Source organism: Ruegeria sp. CDSC045 (genome assembly GCF_059610725.1).
In genome coordinates, this window is sequence record NZ_JBXWOE010000003.1 from 97,628 (window position 1) to 118,266 (window position 20,639).

The window sequence follows — 20,639 nt, forward strand, 5'->3', positions numbered from 1 at the left end:
AAGCTACTGATATATTAAACTTTTCCGTTTTTCAATTTTACGTACAAGAAATCCGGACGCGAGAAACTTTGGACAGCTGAAAGGAAATGCCTGGGATGGAAACGCAGAAAAGGCCACGCGGCAGACCAAAATCGCTGTTCAAGGAAAGCTCGGCCGGGACCATGCAATCGCTGGATCGGGCGCTTAGCGTTTTGACCACAGTGGCCCGTCTGGAACGCGCAGCACTCAGCGATTTGGCGCGCGAAGTTGATGTGCCCACGGCCACAACACACCGAATTCTGGTGACGCTGCAGAAGCACGGTTTCGTCGCCTTTGATGAAGAGCGTCAAGAATGGATGATCGGGATCGAGACCTATCGCACCGGAGCGTCCTTTCTACGCCGTAATGGTGTTATCGAAATCGGAAGGCCCATTTTACGCCGGCTGATGCAAGATAGCGGCGAGACGGCGAATCTAGCCGTTCCGGACGGGGCCGAAGTGGTGTTTGTGGGGCAGGTCGAAACGGCCAATCCGATCCGGGCCTTTTTTCCTCCGGGCGCGCGGACACCGATGTATGCCTCGGGCACCGGTAAGGCGATCTTGGCCGCGTTGAACGAGGCTGCATTGATCAAAGCGCTGGGCACGTTGGACACAAAGGTCTTCACGCCTCAAACACTGGTGCCCGGCGATGCACTACAAAGCGATCTGGATCAGACCCGGGCCCGCGGGTGGTCGCATGATCGGGAGGAACGATACGAGGGGATGTCATGCATCGGTGCGGCCATCTTCAACGACCGGGGGGAACCCTGTGCGGGCATTTCCGTATCTGGCCCTACCGCCCGGTTCAGCACTGAACGCGCGCCGGAATTGGGCCAATTGGTACAAGCCGCCGCGCAAGAGGTTACCTTGCTCAGCGGTGGGCGCTTACCGGCGCGGGATGCGGGGGATGCGGGATTGTGACAGCTTGTATTTGTGCTCTGGATGGGGCGGATGCCCATGGGTGCGGTTCCAATAGTCACTCGCGCCGCGCCGCAACCAAAGGGGTATGCACAAGAGCAAACCAACAAGGAAGCCCCCGGTATGGGCCCAATAGGCGACGCCGCCCTCGTCGGGGTTGCTGGACAGGCTCCCAATGAACTGCATACCCAGCCATACGCCTAGCATGACAAACGCCGGGATCGAGAAGACACGGAAATAGATCACCAGAACAAGCAGGATGTCCACGCGCGCTTTGGGGAACATCAACAAATAGCCACCCATGACGCCAGCTATTGCGCCAGACGCACCAATCGTAGGAACCAGAGATTGTGGCGCTGTGACGACGTGGATCAGACCGGCCCCGATACCCGCGGCAAGATAGAACAGCAGAAAGGGCAGGTGGCCCATTTCGTCTTCGAGGTTGTCGCCGAAGATCCACAGGAACAGCATGTTTCCTGCCAGATGCATCCAGCCGCCATGCAGGAACATCGAGGTCACAAGGGTCTCAAGCGTATAGCCGTCCGTAATCCGGGCGGGCACCACCGCATAGTCGGTATACAGCTGGGTGATCAGTCGCTGGTTCTCCATGCTTCCCGCATAGCTGAGGAAAATCAGGATATTTGCAGCCATCAACAGATAGATGACATACGGTGTGCGTCCCGAAGGGTTATGGTCACGAATTGGAAACATGGTGCGACGCTGGGCGGTTGGCTGCCCAGCGTCAAGGCCTGTTTAGGCCGCACCCCCCAGCAATGCGGCATTCCCACCCGCAGCAGTGGTGTCGACACAGACATGTCGTTCTCCCAGAACGCGGGTGCGATCTGGCTGGCCGGGGATCAGAGGGATGATCGGGCCTGCACGCCGGGACAGATGACGCTCGATTTCCTGACCGGTTGCGTCGTTGCCCCACCACAATACGCCCGAGAAGCCAGTCAGGTTTTCAAGCCGGTGCAGGTCTAACGCGCCGATAGCAGTGATAGCCCGCCCGCCCAGTGCTTTGACCGCGTTGGCCTGCGCTTGTGCGGCTTCAACTCCGGGACCCATACACAATAGCGGTGCGCGTGAGAATTCACTCAGGCGGTTCGATTCACCCGTCGGACCGGGCAGCAACCGCGCCTTGATCTCAGCAGATTTTCCTTCTGGCAATGGTAGATCGGTCATATCGGTGGACCATTGCTCGGGACTGACCTGCCGGTCCGGGGCGCAGAAACGGGTCAGGTAGTTCGGCCCGCCCGCCTTTGGGCCGGTCCCCGACAGACCCTCGCCGCCAAAGGGTTGCGATCCAACTATGGCGCCGATCTGGTTGCGATTGACGTAGATGTTTCCGGCATGAACAGCTTCGGTGATGTGCTGAACGCGGTCGTCGATCCGTGTGTGCAGGCCAAAGGTCAGCCCGTATCCTGTGGCGTTGATATCGGCGATGATCTGATCCAACTCCGAGGAATTGAACCGCACTACATGCAGGACGGGGCCAAACACCTCGCGCTCCAACTCGGCAATGCCGGGGATTTCGATAAGGGTTGGGGCGATGAACGTGCCGTCGCCAGGGACGGACATCTCTTTCAGGACACGCCCTTCGGACCGTGCCAATGCGATGTGATCAGCGATTCCAAGGCGGGCATCTTCGTCGATCACGGGGCCGCAATCGGTTGAAATCAGCCAGGGATCGCCAACCAGCAGCGCGTCCATGGCCCCTGTCAGCATAGTCAGAAGATCATCGGCAATGTCTTCTTGGACATAAAGACAGCGCAACGCCGAGCACCTTTGTCCCGCTGATTGGAATGCGCTTTCGATGATCGACTGAACCGCCTGTTCGGGCAGGGCGGTGCTGTCCACGATCATCGCATTCAAGCCACCGGTTTCCGCGATCAGAGGCGTTCCCGGTCGCAAGTTTCCGGCCATGGCCGCACGGATTTTCAGGGCGGTCCCGGTCGAGCCGGTAAAGGCCACTCCCGACACCCTCGGGTCCGAGGTCAGGGCTGCGCCCACCGATGGACCGCCCGGCAGCAACTGTAGCGCGCTGCGTGGCACTCCGGCCTCGTGCAGCAATTCAACGGCGCGATGCGCGATCAATGGTGTCTGCGGTGCGGGCTTTGCCAATACCGCATTCCCAGTGGCCAAAGCGGCGGATAATTGACCGGTGAAAATGGCCAGCGGAAAGTTCCACGGGCTGATACAGGTGAACACACCCGCTGGTTCTGCGTCGGGTATATTCGCCGCATAATAGCGCAGGAAATCTACCGCCTCGCGCAGTTCGGCGACTGCATCGGGCAGGGACTTACCAGCCTCACGGGCCAGCAGGGCGAAAAGTTCACCGAAATGGGTCTCGTAAAGGTCGGCGGCGGCATTCAGAACCTGCGAGCGTTGATCTGCCACTACCTGCCAGGGGGTGGCTGCAGTCAAAGCAAGCTCGACATCTTGTGCGCTGGCCGGGGCAACGGCACCGGGGCGATCCCGCGACTGTGCGGGGTTGACGATGGGCTGATCGTCATCGGGCCGCGCATCGCCGGACAACAACGGGCGCGCATACCAGTGATGCGTCCGAAACGCGTCCCGCGCGGCGTTGACCCGGTCCAAAGTGGGAATGTGCCGCAGGTCAAACCCCTGCGAATTGGGCCGCTCGGGTTGAAACAGCTCGGGTCCGGTTGGAATGGCGCGCGCCGGTTCGAGGAGAGTGAGAAACGGATCGGCCGCAACCTCCTCTGGGGGAACAGTATCATCCACGATTTGGTTCACGAATGAAGAGTTTGCACCATTCTCAAGCAGTCGCCGCACCAGGTAGGCCAGCAAGTCACGATGGGCCCCGACAGGCGCATATATGCGGCAGCGTGTGTTGTTTGCGTTCTTAACCAGATGGTGCAGGGTTTCTCCCATCCCGTGCAGCCGCTGAAATTCGAAAGGCTGATCAGTTGCCATTTGCAGAATTGTACTGACCGTATGGGCGTTATGGGTGGCAAACTGCGGATAGATCCTGTCGGTCATGCCCAGCAATTTTCGCGCATTGGCGATATAGGAGACATCGGTCACGGCCTTGCTGGTAAACACCGGAAAACCCTCTACGCCTTCAACCTGAGCGCGCTTGATTTCGGTATCCCAATAGGCGCCTTTGACCAGCCGCACCATCAGTTTGCGGTCATAGCGCTCGGCCATTCCATAGAGCGCGTCCAGAGCGATTCCGGCACGCGGACCATAGGCCTGAACCACAATTCCGAACCCGTCCCATCCTGCGAGTGCAGGCTCGGCCATCACCGCTTCGATGACCTGCAGGGACAGCGACAGGCGGTCGGCCTCTTCGGCGTCGATGTTCAGGCCCATGCCAGCGGCTTTGGCCAAAAGGCACAGAGCGCGCAGGCGCGGGACAAGCTCGGCCATCACACGCTGTTCCTGGGCCAACTCATACCGGGGGTGCAGCGCTGACAGCTTGACCGAGATGCCTGGATTGGCGCGAATGTCATCATGGGTGCAGGCCTCTGCAATGGCGGTGATGGCACGGGAATAAGACAAATGATATCGGGCCGCGTCGGCCTCGGTCCGTGCGGCTTCACCCAGCATATCGTAGGAATAGGTATAGCCCTTGGTCTCCATCCCGCTGGCACGTTCCATGGCCGACTGGATGGTCTCGCCCAGCACGAACTGACGACCCATTTCCTTCATTGCGCGCCCGACGGCCGTGCGGATAACCGGTTCACCCAGTCTTTTGATCGCACCTCGCAGGGCACTGACAGGCGAGGGCTTGCCGTCGTCGAGGACTTTACCGGTCAGCATCAGCGCCCAAGTCGAGGCATTCACCAGCGGCGAGGAGGATTGCCCAAGATGCTTGCCCCAGTCGGACGGCGCGATCTTGTCTTCGATGAGAGCATCGATCGTGTCGGCATCCGGCACGCGCAGCAGCGCTTCGGCCAGACACATCAGCGCCACGCCCTCATCGGTAGACAGGCCATATTCGGCCAGAAACACCTCCATCATGCCCGGCGATGTACTGGATCGAATATCACGCACAAGCTGGGCGGCTGCCGCACAGATTTGGGCGCGATCAGTTTCAGACAGCGCGGCATGATCGATAAGATTGTCGAGAACGGCGGTTTGATCAGCGTAGGTTTGGCTGTCGATATGGGTGCTCAGGCTGTGTGACATGAATCCTCCAGGCTTTTGTTGAATATAATGTCGATTTCTCAGGACGATTGCCGTATTTTTTAATTCATCTGGTCGGATGGACTGTATTTAGGGGATAATGCCGTGCAAATGAACTTTCCGGATTTGGATCGGTTTGATCGAGCGATCTTGGCGATTCTCTCAGAGGATGGGCGCATATCAGTTGCCGACCTAGCGCGGCGGATCGGGCTGTCGAAATCCCCAACCCAGGCGCGTCTAAAGCGACTTGAGGCTAGCGGGGTGATCACCGGGTATCGCGCCCTACTGGACCCGATCCGACTGGGGCTGGACCATGTGGCTTTTGTCGAGGTGCGCCTGACCGACACGAGAGAGAAGGCACTGGCCGAGTTTAACGCCGCAGTCCGCAAGGTGCCCGAAATCGAGCAAGCTCATATGATCGCGTCGAATTTCGACTATCTGCTGAAAATCCGCACTGGTTCAATGTCGGAATACCGCGCCGTTTTGGCTGAGAAGATATCCTCGCTTCCGCATGTGGCGAATACCTCGACCTTTGTGGCGATGGAGGCAGTTAAGGAAACCGTTGTTTCAGGCGCTTTGGACAGGGTGGGTTGACGAATTGCGCAAGCGCGTCACCATACGCGTATGAAGCGTTTTGTGTTCCCTCTGCTAGTGTTGGCGGCCCCTCCGGGTGTCGCCTGGTCTGAAGAATGCCCGTCCTCGCCGGATCATACCGAAAGCATCTCGGCCGTAATCGCGCAAATTCAGGATGTTGGAAACGAGGCCGAAGCCCAGACATTTTCCAATCAGTTATGGGAGTTCTGGACCGATGCGCCCGACGCTGTTGCGCAGGCCGTGCTGGACCGGGGCATGACCCGCCGCAGTGGCTGGGACCTTCGGGGCGCCATCGAGGAGTTTGACAAGCTCATCGAATACTGCCCGCACTATGCCGAGGGGTACAATCAGCGCGCCTTTGCATATTATCTTAGCCAGGATTTCGCATCTGCGTTGCCGGATCTGGACAAGGCGATCGAGCTGTCTCCGAACCATGTCGCGGCGATCAGCGGGCGCGCCCTGACGCTGCTTGGCTTGCATCGGATAGATGAAGCCCGTGCGGCACTGTCACATGCTTTGGAGCTTAATCCCTGGCTGTCCGAGCGCCACTTGATGGCTCCAGGCGGACCGTTGGAGCCGCCCGGTGAGGATATCTGAGGAATAGACGTCCCCGACCCATAGGACCGGGGACAATCTGGAACAGCTTAACCGACCAGCCCGTTATCGGTGCGCTTGATCGTGATCACCGACGAGCGCGGTGTGCCACCATCCGGCCATTCGCTGCCGGGATGCTGGATGCCGACAAACATGGTGCGCAGATCGCTGGACCAGGCCAGACCCGTGACCTCACACCCGTTTGGACCGGTCATGAAACGGGCGATTTCGCCTGTGACCGGATCGCCGACCAGCATCTGGTTGTTGCCGTGGCCTGCGAAGTCTTCTTCATTGTCGTCATTGCCGTCGGTCTGGATCCAGACCAGACCGGTCGAGTCGATGGTCATCCCGTCGGGTGAGTTGAACAGGTTGCCCTCGTTCACATTGGCCGACCCGGCGCGGGCGTCAGAATGCACAGTCGGATTGCCGGCCATGACATAGAGATCCCAGACGAACGCATCGGCTGCGTGGTCGTCATTATCCGGTTTCCAGCGAACGATCTGGCCATATTTATTGGCCTCACGCGGGTTGGGTCCATTGGTCGACGTATCGTCGCCTCCGGCATTTGGTTTCACGCCGCGGTTCTTGTTGTTGGTCAGGCAGCAATAGGCTTCGACCGCTACTGGGCTGGACGCCACCCATTCAGGGCGGTCCATTGTGGTGCCGCCTGCTTTGGATGCCGCCATTCGGGTAAAGATCGCAATATCCGCCGCATCCATGCCGGTTGCATCCGGCGTCAGCGGCAGCCAGGTGCCTGTCATGTCGTCATCGAATTTGGCCACATAAAGCGTGCCGTCGTTCAACAGGCTCTGGGTTTCGCCGCCGGGCTGATAGGTGCCGTTCGAGACGAATTTGTACAGATACTCGCCCCGCTCATCATCACCCATATAGACAACCACGCGGCCATCAGCGGACAGAGTTACCTCGGCATTCTCATGCTTGAAACGGCCAAGACCGGTGTGTTTGACCGGGGTGCTGTCGGGTTTGGTCGGGTCGATTTCAACGATCCATCCCACTCGGTGCGGCTCGTTTGGGTTTTTGGAGGTGTCGAACCGCGGATCGAACAGTTCGTAGCCATTCCAGCTTTCGGCTTTGACACCATAGCGCTTGAAGCCGTCCGCAACCTTCTGATCGTAGCTGGCGTTTTCGTCGCTGGAGCCGAAATAGCCGTTAAAGTTCTCTTCGCAGGTCAGATACGTGCCCCAGGGCGTCTTGCCTGCACCGCAGTTGTTCATGGTGCCCAGCGAGGTTGTGCCGGCCGGGTCGGCCTCGGTCTTCAGCAGGTCGTGGCCAGCGGCGGGGCCGACGATGTTCATCTCAGTGTTGTGGTGAATGCGCCGGTTGAACGGGCTGTCCTTGACCACGGACCAGCCCTCGGGGCCTTCGGTGATTTCCATTACGGTCACGCCCTGCAGGTTTTGCAGTTTGCGCACGTCGTCAGCACTGGCCGGAACACCTTCCTGCGCGGCGGGCAGGTTGATTTTACCGTTCGGATATTCGTGATTGATCGCAATCAGCTCATGACCCTGGAAGGTAAAGGTCTCCATGCCGTCGGTATTCTCGCCAAAGATGCGGTCCGAGGTCTCGACCGGGCCGCCCTCGACGAGGTCATAGCCATCGGCATCCGAAAACAGTGGATCACCCCAACGCATCAGGATCTGCCAGTCGTACCCTTCGGGCACATGGACGGTGCCGTCGGTCTGTGCGGCGATTGGTGTGAAGGCAAAGCGGGATGCAGCCTGTGCCTGCGCCGAGGTCGAGCCAAGCAGGCCGGTTCCCAACGCAGCCGCGCCAGAGCCGAAGGCCACGACGCCGGACAGAAATCCACGGCGGGAAATGGCGCTTTCGACGACACGGTCAAAGTCGTTTTCTTCGGGGCGGGGGAAATGCAGCTCGTCCCAGTCGTCGGCGGAAAGTGTGGTAGGGTCAACGTCTTTCATGGATTGCTCCTGGCTGTCTGTGAAAAGTCGATGAAACGGATTTAGGGGGCATATGTGACAGGGTGATAACAGCGCCAATAACGATGGCGCCGGGATACTCAGGAAACAGATTTACTCGGGATGCGTTAGGATACGCCGATTGGACCAGCCCGTCAAAACGGACTGATCAAAGCGTGTTTTATTAGTAATTTGCCAGTGAAAAAGCGGTCAGGTAAGGCGCTGACCTTCTGGATTGAACCGATAGGCCTTGTCCGGAGAATAGGCGAGTCGCAATTCCTGCCCTTCGGATATCGCATGCTGGCCAAACAGCCGGGCGGTTATGGCGTGTTCGTTGATCTGCGCGATGACATTTGTGTCTCCGCCCAGCTTCTCAACATGGCTGACGCGTGCAGTAAGCGGGCCGTCATCTGCAAGGAACAGATCCTCGGGCCGAATGCCGATCGTGTTCTGACCGCTTTCGTTGAGCAATCCTTGAGGCAGAAAATTCATTGACGGCGAGCCGAGGAACCCCGCCACGAACTGGTTGGCGGGGTTGTTATACAGCTCCATCGGGCTGCCGATCTGTTCTACCTGGCCGTCACGCAGAACGACGATCTTGTCGGCCAATGTCATGGCCTCGGTCTGATCATGGGTGACATAGATCATCGACGCATCCAGCGCGCGGTGCAGGTTGGCGATCTCGATCCGTGTGTTCATCCGCAGCGCGGCGTCCAGGTTGGACAGAGGCTCATCAAACAGGAACAGTTTGGGTTCGCGCACGATGGCGCGGCCAATGGCAACCCGCTGACGCTGACCGCCTGAGAGTTCGGACGGGAAGCGGTCCAGATAGGGTTCCAGGTTCAGCATTCGACTGGCAATGGCGACTCGGTCTTCGATCACTGACTTGGATTGTTTTTCCTGTTTCAGCGCCAGGGTCATGTTGCCCCGCACGCTGAGATGCGGATAGAGCGCATAGCTTTGGAACACCATCGCGATCCCACGCTTGGACGGCGGCACCAGATTGACTTGCTGACCTCCAATGTTGATCTCACCGGACGATGCATCCTCGAGCCCCGCAATCACCCGCAGCAGGGTGGACTTACCACAGCCCGAAGGGCCGACAAAGACGACAAACTCGCCGTCTTCGACTTCAAGCGTGATGTCTTTTAGGACATGGACATTGCCGAAGGATTTATTGATTTTGTTCAGCGTCAGGGCGGTCATGTCGCTTGCTCCTCAAAGGAAACGGGCTGGCCAGTGCGGATGCTTTCATCTGCGGCCAGGCAAATGGCAAGGGATTGGACAGCGTCATTCATATGACGCGTCAGGTCTATGTCTTCGGCGATGGCGCGCAGCATATAGCCCTGTTCGGCATCGCAGAGTTCCTGGTGACCGGGTTCACCTGGCATGTCGATTGTGTGGTCGCCTTGCGGTGTGTGGACTAGCAGACCGCCAACCTTTGTGTGGCCGTCAATATCCGCCGAGGCGCCCTTGTTCCCGTCGGTGATCGAGACCGAACCGTTGGGCGACACTATATCTTTCACGAAGAACGCGGTTTCCGACATCATCGGGCCCCAGCCGGCCTCATACCAGCCGACCGAGCCGTCATTGAAAACCACCTGAAACTGCCCGTAATTGTACATGTCGGGCGCGATCTCATCTGACAGGCGCAGACCCATTCCGTGGACACGGACGGGCCGGGCATCGGTGATCTGACACATCACATCGACATAGTGAACGCCGCAATCCACGATGGGCGAGGTGGTCTGCATCAACGCTTTATGCGTCTCCCATTCCGCGCCGCTGGATTGCTGGTTCAGGTTCAGGCGGAATACATAAGGCCCACCCAGGTTGCGGGCCTCGGCAATCAGCCGCACCCACGAGGGGTGGTGGCGCAGGATGTAGCCAACAACCAATTTGCGGTTCAGTCGGGTGGCGGTTTCGACCACGCGCCGCGCATCAGCGACATTGGTGGCCAGCGGTTTCTCTACAAAGACATGCGCCCCGGCTTCCATCGCCGCACAGGCATAATCCGCATGGCTGTCGGAATAGGTGGCGATCACGACCAGATCCGGGTTCGTTTCGGCCAGCGCGGTTTCGAAATCCGAATAGGCAGGATAATCCGCCAGATCGGGGTCATCCACGCGCCCGGATCGGTTCACCAGCCCAGCAATTTGCACGTCCGGGTGATGGTGATGGGCCAGCGCGTGGCTGAACCCCATATTGCCAAGACCTGCGATCAGAACACGTGTCATTTGACAGCCCCTGACGTGATGCCGCGGATCAGCTGGCGTGAGAATATGACATAGAGAACCAGGACCGGCAGGATTGCCATCGACAAGGCTGACAGGACCGCGTTCCAGTCGGTGACAAATTGACCGATAAAGACCTGGCTGCCCAGCGTCAGGGTCTTGGTCTCTTCGGCGGGGGCCAGGATCAGCGGGAACCAAAGGTCGTTCCAGATCGGGATCATGTTGAACACCGCCACCGTCGCCATGGCGGGCCGCACCAGTGGCAGCACCAGGCGGAAGAAGATCGTATATTCCGACAGCCCATCAATGCGCCCGGCATTCTTAAGATCATCACTGACCTGTCGCATGAATTCGGACAGGATGAACACAGCCAGCGGCAAACCCTGTGCCGTATAGACCAGGATCAGCGCCCAAAGTGAGTTCACCAACCCGGTCGCCACCATCATCTCAAGGATTGCGACAGTGCCGATGCGGATCGGAATCATGATCCCCAGTGCCAGATACAGGCCCATCAGCAGGTTGCCTTTGAACTGGTATTCGGACAGCGCATAGGCCGCCATGGCACCGAACAGCAGGATAAAGAACAACGACGCCACGGTGACGATCATCGAGTTCTGAAAGTAGAGGAAGAAATCTCCCTGCTTCATCACCGTCTCATAGCCGATCAGCGAAAAACTGTCTGCGTTGGGCAGGGCCAGCGGTTCGCGAAAGATCGACCGGCGGGTTTTGAAGCTGTTGATCAGGATCACAAAGACCGGGAACAGCGCGATCAGCGTGTACAGGATCAACCCGGCATGCATTGCTGCGGTGTTGAGGGGGTTTTGGCGTGCTTTGTTCATCACTTGGCCCTCACAGTTGATACCGGCGCATCCGGGTCTGGATGCCGAACAGATAGATACAGACGCCCACCAGGATGATTGCGAACATGGCCCCGGCGATGGCCGATCCCATATGCGGGTCGCCTAGTTGCAACTGGAAGCCGAAGAATGTGCGATACATGAAAGTACCTAGAATATCGGTTGAGAAATCCGGCCCCGCCAGCGCGCCTTGTGAGGCATAGATCAGGTCGAATGCGTTGAAATTTCCCACAAAGGTCAGGATCGAGATGATCCCGATCGAGGGCAGGATCAGCGGCAGTTTGATCTTCCAGAAAGCCGAGGCCCCGGTGATGCCGTCGATCTCTCCGGCCTCAAGGATTTCTTCGGGGATGGTCAGCAGGGCGGCATAGATCAGCATCATCGGGATGCCTACGAACTGCCAGACCGAGATCAGCGCCAGCGTGGTCAGCGCGTATTCCTCTTTGCCCAACCATGGCGCAAAGAGCGACTTTAGCCCAACCGCGTCCAGCATCGAGGGCGCTATGCCCCAGATCGGTGACAGGATCAGTTTCCAGGCAAAGCCCACGATCACAAAGCTGAGGATCGTTGGAATGAAGATGGCCGAGCGATAGAGGGCCGCAAACCGTAGGCGGGGGTGGCTGAGAAGGGCGGCCAGCGCGATGCCGATCGGGTTCTGAACCAACATATGGATCAGGAAGAACCAAAAATTATTACCCAGAGCATTCCAGAACTGATCCGACCAGTTGGGATCGAAAAACAGCGTCCGGAAATTCTGCAATCCGACAAACACGCGAGCCTGATCAACCTCTGTATACAGTGCAAGGCGCAGTGTGTTGAACAGCGGGAAAATCATCACAGCGGTATAGACGAGTACGGCAGGTGCCAGAAATACAACGATATGCCAGCGGATGCGGGGGCGGGTCATGGGATTGCTTTCAAAGGGGTGTCGGAGTTACCCGGGCGGTCGGCACCGCCCGGGTATGGATCAGCTTACTGATGCGGAGCGTACCAGGAGGCCAGGCCTTCCTGCAGTTCGGCACCCAGTTCCTCGGGGGATTTTGCGCCTTTGATGGCGGCAACCGAAGCGCCCCAGGTATCGTTTTCAAGGTTCGGTGTGCCACGCGACAGGATTTGATAGGTCGAGCGGATGGTCGATTCACACTCTTCGCGCCAGCCTACGATTTCCTTGGCCAGCGGATCCTGCAGCTCGACCGGAGTGTTCGAGAGCGGGAAGAAGCCAGGCAGGGCGTTGCCGAAGATTTCGGCGAATTCCGGGCTTGCGACCCAGGCCAGGAACGTTTCGGCAGCTTCGGGATTCGCGGTGGCCGCATTCATACCAATGCCAATGTCGGTGTGGTCCGAGATATAGCAGGTATCGCCCGCATTCTGGACTGGCGGCTTAAAGGCGCCCATTTCGAAATCGGCCTGCGCATTGAAGCCCGAAATTTCCCAGGATCCCGCAGGGTAGACGGCTGCGCGACCCAGGGTAAAGATGTTCTGGCTGTCGGGATAGGTCTGCGCCTCATATCCGTCACCCAGATAAGCGCCCCAACGGGCCAGGGTGGCATAGGGGGCGGTCCAGGCTTCATCGGTCAGCTTTTGCTCGCCCGCGATCAGCGCCTGGCGGCCCTCTTCGCCTTTCCAATAGTTCGGGCCGATGTTGTTATAACCCATAGTGGCGGCTTCCCACTGGTCGTTGGTGCCCATCGCCATCGGGATATAAGTGCCGTCTTCCTTGATCTTGTCGAGGGCGGCAAAGAACTCGTCCTCGGTTGTGGGAACTTCGATACCCAGTTCGGCAAACGCGTCCTTGTTATAGATGAACCCGTGGATCACCGATGCCATGGGAACGCAGAAGCTGGCCGAGCCGTCATCCGTTTGCCAGGCCGACTTGGCGACATCCGAGAAGTTGTTCATCGCTTCGACACCGGACAGGTCGCTCAGGTGGCCGGCCTCATAGAGGGCCAGTGATGCATCGAAAGGACGGCAGGTGATCAGATCGCCAGCCGAGCCCGCATCCAGTTTCGAGTTCAGGACAGCGTTGTATTCTGCCGGGGCCGAGGGTGTAAATTGCACTTTGATGCCGGGGTGTTTGGCCTCAAACGCAGGGATGATCTGGTCCTGCCATAGGGTCAGGTCGTCATTTCGCCAGCTCTCGATGGTCAGGGTCACATCATCCGCATAGGCAGCCGACGCCATCAGCGTCGTGCCTAGCAGAGCAAGTTTCAAGCTATTCTTAGTCATCCATATTCTCCCGATTGATGGTTATTATTCTATGGCCAGTGCGGCCGTTAGGATTCCGTCTGATGTTCGTAGGCGTTCGGTGGCTTCGGATGCCGAAACACCTTTTGCGGCGACAAGCACGGCGGGCTTCACATCACCGCGCGTTGCTTCCAGTGCGCGCTTTGCTGCGTCTGTGTCCACCTCGGCAATGCGGGTGACGATTCCGGCCGCGCGGGCGCGCAGTTTGTCATTGTCTGCGCGCAGGTTGACCATCATGCCGCCATGTACGTGGCCAAGGTCCAGCGCCATCAGCGACGACAGCATATTCAAAGCGATCTTTTGCGCCGTTCCCGCGCCCATCCGCGTTGATCCCGAAATCAGTTCGGGCGGGGTGGCTAGCAGGATCGGTATGTTGGTCTGTGTCAGCAGGGGACTGTTGGCGTTATTGGCGATGCCGATCAAGGTCGCGCCTTTTGCACGGGCGATGCCTGCGGCTGTCATCGTGTAGGGGGTCGACCCGCTTGCGGATACGGCGATCACCGTGTCCCGGGCTGACAAACTGTTCAGCGCTTCACGCAGGTCACCGTCGGCGTCTTCGGAATCACCCGGCATCTCGACACCCGTCGGAAGACCACCAGCCATGTGAATCCGCAACTGATCCGGCGTGATCGAGAATGTTCCGCCCAGCTCTTGCGCGTCAGCCGCCGCCATCAAACCGGACGAGCCCGCCGCAACATAGTGCAGCATGCCGCCCGACCGGAGTGTCTCGGCCATCGCAGCGGCGCCCAATGCAATAGCCTGCGTGGCCGAACGCACCGCCGCTGCCGCAGCGATCTGCCCCTCGGCCAGCAACAGCGCCGACCCTGTCAGGTCTTCGCGGCTCAGGCTGGCGGCGTCGCGGTGCAGTTGTTCGGTTGACGGCAGCGTCAAGAGAATCCCCTCCCAGGTTTCCCGATTACAATACCTATTTAATACCACCTGTCCAACATTTTCTTTTCGGTATTATTTGGGTGCTGATTTTAAAGGAAAAATCGAGATATTGGCGAAAATAGCATAAAACGAGGCTTTTCTAATCGAAATAGGTATTGTATTGGTATTGTCATGACTGAGTCCCTGAATAATGCTGTGCTGGCCATTGATGGCGGTGGAACGCGCTGTCGTGTGGCCTGTGAAGTTGCTGGAATCGCTCACAGCGTTGAAGTTGGCGCTGCAAACGTCTCGACTGATTTTCAGGCTGGCGTTTCACAGATAAAGCTGGGGTTAGACCGGCTGTCTGGCAAGCTTGGCATCGGGGTTGAGGGCTTGTTGGCAAGTCCTGCCTTTGTTGGTTTGGCTGGGGTCACGGATCAGGCGATCGCAACTCGTTTGAGGGATGCGCTTGGTCTAAAGCACGCCCGGATAGAGGATGATCGTCCCGCAGCCTTGCGCGGGGCGCTGGGTGCGCAGGACGGGCTGATTGCCCATTGTGGTACAGGCTCATTTCTGGCCAGACAAACTGGTAGAGACATGCGCTTTGCCGGTGGCTGGGGCTCGGTCTTGGGGGATGAAGCCTCGGCCCAGTGGGTTGGAAGGATGGCATTGTCCTTGGCATTGCGTGCGTTTGATGGAACGCAGGCCCGTTCGGACCTTTTGACCACTTTGCTGTCCGAGCATGACGGACCTGCCGGGATCGTTCGCTTTGCGGGGGCTGCAGACCCTGCGCAGTTTGGTGCGATTGCACCAAAAGTGACCATGGCTGCCCAAGATGACGACGTGGTTGCGCAACAAATCATGCGGGCAGGTGCTGCCTATCTGGCGGATACCGCCACGCATTTGGGGTGGAACCCGGGAACCGCGCTGTGCCTGACGGGCGGTATTGGTGGTCAATACGCGTCGTATCTGCCCGAAAACATGCAATCCGACCTGCGCGCGCCGTTAGGAGAACCGCTCGACGGGGCGCTCGCCTTGGCAAAGGAGGTCGAACATGAGCATTGCTGATTTTCTGCGTTCGGATTCCTGGCTGACCGCTGATAATGGGCCGAGATATGTCCAACTGCGGCGAAGGCTGCAGGAGGGCATTGATACGGGTGTTCTGCCCCCCAAATCGTCGCTTCCTTCCGAGAGAGAACTTGTCGAGATCACGGACCTTTCGCGCGTCACCGTGCGAAAGGCGATTCAAGAGCTTGTCCAGGAGGGCGTGATCGAACAGCGTCAGGGCTCGGGCTCGTTCATCCGCGAGCGCATGCCACGGGTCGAACAATCGCTGACGCATCTGACATCCTTCACCGAAGACATGTCCAGCCGTGGAATGAAAACCGCGTCGAAATGGCTGGAGCGGGGGGTCTTTGCGCCGACCCAAGAAGAGATTGCCGCCTTGAGCTTGTCCGAGGGTGAGCAAATCTCTCGTATCTACCGATTGCGCGAAGCCGATGGCCGCCCGCTGGCGCTGGAAAAAGCGGCGTTGCCTTTGGATATCTTGCCCAACCCGATCGAAGTGACCACCTCTCTGTACGAGGTCTTGGATCGGCTGGGCCGCCGTCCTGTTCGGGCGGTTCAGAAGATCTCGGCCCTGAATTTGGCCGCGCGTGAGGCTGAACTGCTTGATGTTCCCGAGGGAGCCGCTGGGCTGAATATTGAACGTGTTTCTTTTCTCAGAAACGGACGCGTCGCCGAACTGACACGCTCGCTTTATCGCGGCGATGCGTATGATTTTGTTGCTGAATTGCGGTTGTAACCGGAAAGGACGGAACTAGATGTCCGTAGAACTCTCTAAGATGCGTCAGGAAATACTGGAAATTCCTGATGCCGTAGACCGATTGCTAAGCAATGGGGCTGACAATATCCGCCACGCTGCCCAGTTGGCGCGCGACGCAGACCCGCGTTTTCTGGTCTCGGTGGCGCGAGGATCTTCGGATCACGCCTGCACCTATCTGAAATATGCATGCGAACTGTTGCTGAATCTTCCTGTTGCCTCGGTCGGGCCTTCGGTCAACTCGATCTATGGTGCCGAGCTTCGGGCGCAGGGTGCGTTGAGTATATCGGTGTCGCAATCTGGTCAAAGCCCGGACATCGTTGGCATGACGCGCGCGCTGAAACGATCTGGTGCCGTGACGGTCGCCATTACGAACAATACGGAATCCCACCTTGCAGATGCCACGGATGCCGTCCTGCCTCTTCATGCCGGACCGGAATTGAGTGTGGCAGCAACCAAGACCTTTGTGACGTCTCTGGTGGCGGGGCTGTGGTTGCTGGCGGAAATCGCGGATGAGGCTGAGCTGAAGCAGGCCATATGGTCACTGCCCGGGTATCTTGGGAAGGCTGCACAATGCGACTGGACCCCGGCTGCAAATGCGATTTCCGGCCGGTCCCTGTTTACCTTGGGTCGCGGTCCGTCGCTGGCGATCTCGAATGAAGCGGCGCTGAAGATCAAAGAGACCTGCCAGATTCACGCCGAGAGCTATTCGACTGCCGAAGTTCTGCACGGGCCGGTCTCAATCGTTGAAGAAGGGTTTCCAACCATTGTGTTCGCCGCCGGTGATGCCGCTGAACAAACAACGGCAGAAGCGGCTGATGCTTTGGCGGCAAAAGGGGCTACCGTTTTTGCCGCAACCTCGGCGGTGAAACGGGCGCAGCCTCTGCCGGTCGTCAGAACGGACCATTGGCTGACCGATCCCATCAGCACCATCACATCGTTCTACAGCATGGTTGAATCGGTCGCCTGCAATCGCGGAATTGACCCAGATGCCCCGCGTCACCTTAAGAAAGTTACGGAAACTGTATGACCTCTGAGACGGTTGTATTCAGAAACGGCACCTATTTCGACGGCACACGCCTGCTGGAGGGGCAGGCGGTTGTGTTTCGCCAAGGTAATTTGTCCGAGATCACCCCGGCAGACGGAACCGAAATCGCCGGGCAGCAGGTCGATCTGAACGGTGATATTCTCTGCCCCGGATTTGTGGACCTACAGGTCAATGGCGGCGGTAGTGTCATGTTCAACGATGATCCTTCTGTCGAGACTATCCAGCGCATTTCTCAAGCGCATAGAAAGCTTGGCGTCGCATCCTTTTTGCCCACCCTGATTACCGACACTGCGGCCAAGACCCAGCAGGCAATAGAGGCCGCGATCAAGGCTGTGGATGTCGGTGTTCCCGGTGTCGCTGGATTGCATCTGGAGGGACCGCATCTTTCGTTGGCGCGAAAAGGGGCGCATGACGCGGCGCTGATCCGCCCGATGGATGAAGATGATCTGACCACCCTGATAGCCGCGGCCAGCCGATTGCCTTGCCTCAAAGTAACCCTGGCGCCAGAAGCTGTGTCTGAGCGACAGGTTACCTCCTTGGCTGAGGCCGGAATTCTGGTGTCTCTGGGCCATAGCGATGCGGATTTCGCGACCTGTCAACGCTATGCTGCGGCTGGTGCACGCTGTGTCACACATCTGTTCAACGCCATGAGCCAGCTTGGAAATCGCGAGCCCGGCCTTGTGGGCGCGGCGTTGGCCAGTGCGGGTTTGTCTGCGGGTCTGATTGCCGACAGTATACACGTACACCCTGAGGTCATGCGGGCGGCATGGGCGGCAAAGACCGGCCCGGCCCGGATATTTCTGGTCAGCGATGCCATGGCTGTTGCCGGAACAGAGGATGCCGAATTCAACCTTGAAGGGCGCCGTATTACCAGAACGGATGGCCGCCTGACGCTTGAAAATGGAACGCTGGCAGGGGCTGACCTGGATCTGACGACGGCTGTTCGCATACTTGTTAAAAATGTCGGTGTCCCGCTGAAGGATGCGCTGAGCGCCGCAACGACCTATCCTGCGAAGTTGATTGGTTTGGACGAATCTTCCAGTAAGAATCTGGCATCCATGATCCGTATTTCGGCGGATCTTGAAACTTGCGAATGGGCGAATGCCGCGCGTTGAATAAGCCGCGCGCTGCCGAAACGACCCCGGGATTACCGATGCGCCGGGGTCCGTCCCCGGGTGTCATATGATTTTGAATTTCGCGTGCGAACTGTGCTTGACGACACCTTGGGCATGGCATAAACCAGCCACCGCTGAGCGGGCGTCGTATACTGGCTATTACCTCAGCCTTCCAAGCTGATGAAGCGGGTTCGATTCCCGCCGCCCGCTCCAAATCAGCCCCAAAAGTCTGCGTCAAATAGCCTTTCGTTTGGGCCATTCGGCTGCACCGCTTGACCCGGCGGGTTGTAGACGCCAAGAAGCGGGATACCGGAATTCGAACACGATGTAAGGGCCTGACATGGCAAAACCCGTCTCAGCCAGTCCAGCAGCAAAACCCGCACCCGGTGCGGCTGAGGAACGGGCCAGGTCCAGGAAGATCGGTGTTCTGGCTTCGCTCTGGCCATTCATGAAGCCTTATCGATTGCAAATGATTGGGGCCTCTTTGGCCTTGGTTCTGACCGCCAGCATGACGCTGACATTGCCTTTGGCTGTCCGCCGTGTGGTCGACAACTTTCGGATCGAAGACGGAGAGCTACTGGATTGGTACTTTCTGGCGGCGCTGGGCATCGCCGCGATTCTGGCCGTCGGAACAGGTATCCGCTACGCGCTTGTTACGCGCCTGGGCGAACGCGTTGTCGCCGATATCCGCAAAGCCGTTTTTGATCGCGTCATCGGGATGAGCCCCGAATTCTATGAACGTATCATGACGGGTGAGGTGCTGAGCCGGATCACGACCGACACCACGCTGATTCAATCCGTGCTGGGCTCGTCAGTCTCGATCGCTCTACGCAATATGTTGATGTTTCTGGGCGGGCTTGTGCTGATGCTGCTGACCTCGGCCAAGCTGACCGGGATGGTCTTGCTGCTGATTCCGCTGGTTGTGGTTCCGATACTGGTATTGGGGCGGCGCCTGCGCGTTATTAGCCGGGAAAACCAAGACTGGATCGCAGCCTCATCGGGCAACGCCGGTGAAGCGCTGAGCGCAGTTCAAACCGTTCAGGCCTTTACCCATGAGCAGGCCAGCCGAACTCAATTCGGTGAGATGACCGAAACGTCCTATACTGTCTCGCTGCGCCGAATTCAGACCCGGGCCGTGCTGACCGTCATCGTTATATTCCTGGTGTTTTCCGGAATCGTGGGCGTGTTGTGGATGGGGGCGAATGATGTCCGCAACGGTGTCATGACCGAGGGCGTTCTGATCCAGTTCGTGATCTATTCGATCATCATGGCCGGTTCGGTTGCGGCCCTGTCCGAAATCTGGAGCGAATTGCAGCGTGCGGCCGGTGCGACCGAGCGGTTGGTCGAGCTGTTGAATGCTCAGGACACCGTGAACGATCCCGGCCAGGCGCAAGCTTTCCCCGCGCCCGTGCGCGGCGAGATTCAGTTCGACGATGTAACTTTCCGCTACCCGGCGCGTCCGGATGTCGTGGCGTTGAATGAACTGTCGCTGACAGTCAACCCCGGGGAAACCGTCGCATTTGTCGGCCCCTCGGGGGCTGGAAAAACAACCGTGATCCAGATGATTCAGCGATTCTATGATCCTGACTCGGGACGCGTTTGTTTGGATGGCATTGACCTGCGAGATTTGGATCGTTCCAATTTCCGCCGTCATATGGCACTTGTGCCTCAGGATCCCACGATATTCGCAGCATCGGCGCGCGAAAATATCCGATTTGGGCGGCTCGATGCGACGGATGCCGAGGTTGAAGACGCAGCCCGCGCAGCTGCGGCCCACGAATTCATCTCGACGCTGCCCGAAGGCTATGACAGCTTTGTAGGAGAGCGAGGCGTCATGCTGTCCGGGGGACAAAAACAGCGGATCGCCATCGCCCGCGCCATTTTGCGCGATGCTCCGATCCTGTTGTTGGATGAGGCGACATCGGCATTGGACGCTGAAAGCGAGCGCGCTGTGCAAGGGGCTGTCGACAGGTTGCGTGCAGGGCGGACGACGCTGATTGTTGCGCACAGATTGGCAACCGTGAAAAAAGCCGACCGCATCATCGTCCTGGAGAACGGGCAGATCGTTGCGCAGGGAACGCATGACGATCTGGTATCGCAGGATGGGCTGTACGCGCGTTTGGCTCGGTTGCAATTTACCGATGGTGTTGCAGCAGAGTAACCTGATGGCGAGATATTTTGTTTTGCGCCCCAGCGTCATTCTACATTCTGGGTTGTTCTGCCGTTAAGCCCTTACT

General features: G+C 58.4%; 17 protein-coding genes and 1 tRNA gene. 9 read left to right on the top strand and 9 right to left on the bottom strand.

Annotation, left to right across the window (positions count from 1 at the left end):
- Positions 1-95: 95 nt before the first annotated feature.
- Positions 96-938, top strand: coding sequence for an IclR family transcriptional regulator (locus tag AC2FH6_RS07755; RefSeq protein ID WP_271949320.1), 843 nt, complete (start codon positions 96-98; stop codon positions 936-938).
- On the opposite strand, the gene AC2FH6_RS07760 is transcribed toward AC2FH6_RS07755, so the two are convergent.
- Together AC2FH6_RS07760 and putA are read right to left on the bottom strand one after the other, a co-directional pair.
- Positions 903-1,646 (bottom strand): rhomboid family intramembrane serine protease, encoded by a 744-nt coding sequence (locus AC2FH6_RS07760; RefSeq protein WP_142636658.1) that lies wholly within the window; start codon positions 1,644-1,646, stop codon positions 903-905. The two genes, AC2FH6_RS07755 and AC2FH6_RS07760, sit on opposite strands and share 36 nt — an antisense overlap.
- A gap of 42 nt (positions 1,647-1,688) precedes the next feature.
- Complete coding sequence (gene putA, locus AC2FH6_RS07765) at positions 1,689-5,090, bottom strand: bifunctional proline dehydrogenase/L-glutamate gamma-semialdehyde dehydrogenase PutA (protein WP_496701953.1); 3,402 nt, start codon at positions 5,088-5,090, stop codon at positions 1,689-1,691.
- A 108-nt stretch (positions 5,091-5,198) separates the two neighbouring features.
- On the opposite strand from putA, the gene AC2FH6_RS07770 reads away from it, so the two are divergent.
- Complete coding sequence (locus tag AC2FH6_RS07770; RefSeq protein WP_425595921.1) at positions 5,199-5,681, top strand: Lrp/AsnC family transcriptional regulator; 483 nt, start codon at positions 5,199-5,201, stop codon at positions 5,679-5,681.
- A 30-nt stretch (positions 5,682-5,711) separates the two neighbouring features.
- Positions 5,712-6,278: a tetratricopeptide repeat protein gene (locus tag AC2FH6_RS07775; protein WP_496701955.1), complete on the top strand. Its 567-nt coding sequence runs from the start codon at positions 5,712-5,714 to the stop codon at positions 6,276-6,278.
- A gap of 47 nt (positions 6,279-6,325) precedes the next feature.
- On the opposite strand, the gene AC2FH6_RS07780 is transcribed toward AC2FH6_RS07775, so the two are convergent.
- The 7 genes from AC2FH6_RS07780 to AC2FH6_RS07810 form a co-directional block, all read right to left on the bottom strand.
- Positions 6,326-8,215, bottom strand: a complete 1,890-nt coding sequence (locus AC2FH6_RS07780; protein WP_496701957.1) for a PhoX family protein — start codon at positions 8,213-8,215, stop codon at positions 6,326-6,328.
- A 207-nt stretch (positions 8,216-8,422) separates the two neighbouring features.
- Positions 8,423-9,418, bottom strand: a complete 996-nt coding sequence (locus tag AC2FH6_RS07785) for an ABC transporter ATP-binding protein (RefSeq protein WP_496701959.1) — start codon at positions 9,416-9,418, stop codon at positions 8,423-8,425.
- Positions 9,415-10,449, bottom strand: coding sequence for a Gfo/Idh/MocA family protein (locus AC2FH6_RS07790; RefSeq protein ID WP_496701961.1), 1,035 nt, complete (start codon positions 10,447-10,449; stop codon positions 9,415-9,417). Before AC2FH6_RS07790 ends, AC2FH6_RS07785 begins: the two co-directional genes overlap by 4 nt.
- A complete protein-coding gene (locus AC2FH6_RS07795) occupies positions 10,446-11,285 on the bottom strand; it encodes a carbohydrate ABC transporter permease (protein WP_142636672.1) in 840 nt (279 codons plus the stop codon). The genes AC2FH6_RS07790 and AC2FH6_RS07795 overlap by 4 nt, the downstream gene beginning before the upstream one ends.
- Before the next feature lie 10 nt (positions 11,286-11,295).
- The gene (locus tag AC2FH6_RS07800) at positions 11,296-12,210 is read right to left on the bottom strand and encodes a carbohydrate ABC transporter permease (protein WP_142636674.1); all 915 of its coding nucleotides are present in this window, start codon (positions 12,208-12,210) and stop codon (positions 11,296-11,298) included.
- 65 nt (positions 12,211-12,275) lie between these two features.
- Positions 12,276-13,529, bottom strand: a complete 1,254-nt coding sequence (locus tag AC2FH6_RS07805) for an ABC transporter substrate-binding protein (protein ID WP_282021497.1) — start codon at positions 13,527-13,529, stop codon at positions 12,276-12,278.
- 24 nt (positions 13,530-13,553) lie between these two features.
- On the bottom strand, positions 13,554-14,438 hold the full coding sequence (locus AC2FH6_RS07810; RefSeq protein WP_496701963.1) for an N-acetylmuramic acid 6-phosphate etherase: 885 nt from the start codon (positions 14,436-14,438) through the stop codon (positions 13,554-13,556).
- Between the two features lie 171 nt (positions 14,439-14,609).
- Here AC2FH6_RS07810 and AC2FH6_RS07815 point away from each other — a divergent pair, with 171 nt between their 5' ends.
- The 6 genes from AC2FH6_RS07815 to AC2FH6_RS07840 all read left to right on the top strand — a co-directional run bounded on the left by AC2FH6_RS07815 (position 14,610) and on the right by AC2FH6_RS07840 (position 20,563).
- Positions 14,610-15,485, top strand: coding sequence for a glucosamine kinase nucleotide-binding domain-containing protein (locus AC2FH6_RS07815; protein WP_281972697.1), 876 nt, complete (start codon positions 14,610-14,612; stop codon positions 15,483-15,485).
- On the top strand, positions 15,472-16,221 hold the full coding sequence (locus AC2FH6_RS07820; protein ID WP_281972698.1) for a GntR family transcriptional regulator: 750 nt from the start codon (positions 15,472-15,474) through the stop codon (positions 16,219-16,221). Before AC2FH6_RS07815 ends, AC2FH6_RS07820 begins: the two co-directional genes overlap by 14 nt.
- 19 nt (positions 16,222-16,240) lie before the next feature.
- A complete protein-coding gene (locus AC2FH6_RS07825; protein ID WP_496701965.1) occupies positions 16,241-17,269 on the top strand; it encodes an SIS domain-containing protein in 1,029 nt (342 codons plus the stop codon).
- Entirely contained in the window at positions 17,266-18,402 is a 1,137-nt protein-coding gene (nagA, locus tag AC2FH6_RS07830; RefSeq protein WP_496701967.1) for an N-acetylglucosamine-6-phosphate deacetylase, read from the top strand. The genes AC2FH6_RS07825 and nagA overlap by 4 nt, the downstream gene beginning before the upstream one ends.
- A 138-nt stretch (positions 18,403-18,540) precedes the next feature.
- Positions 18,541-18,615: transfer RNA gene (locus AC2FH6_RS07835), tRNA-Gly, on the top strand.
- Between the two features lie 127 nt (positions 18,616-18,742).
- The gene (locus AC2FH6_RS07840; RefSeq protein ID WP_496701969.1) at positions 18,743-20,563 is read left to right on the top strand and encodes an ABC transporter transmembrane domain-containing protein; all 1,821 of its coding nucleotides are present in this window, start codon (positions 18,743-18,745) and stop codon (positions 20,561-20,563) included.
- Positions 20,564-20,639 lie beyond the last annotated feature (76 nt).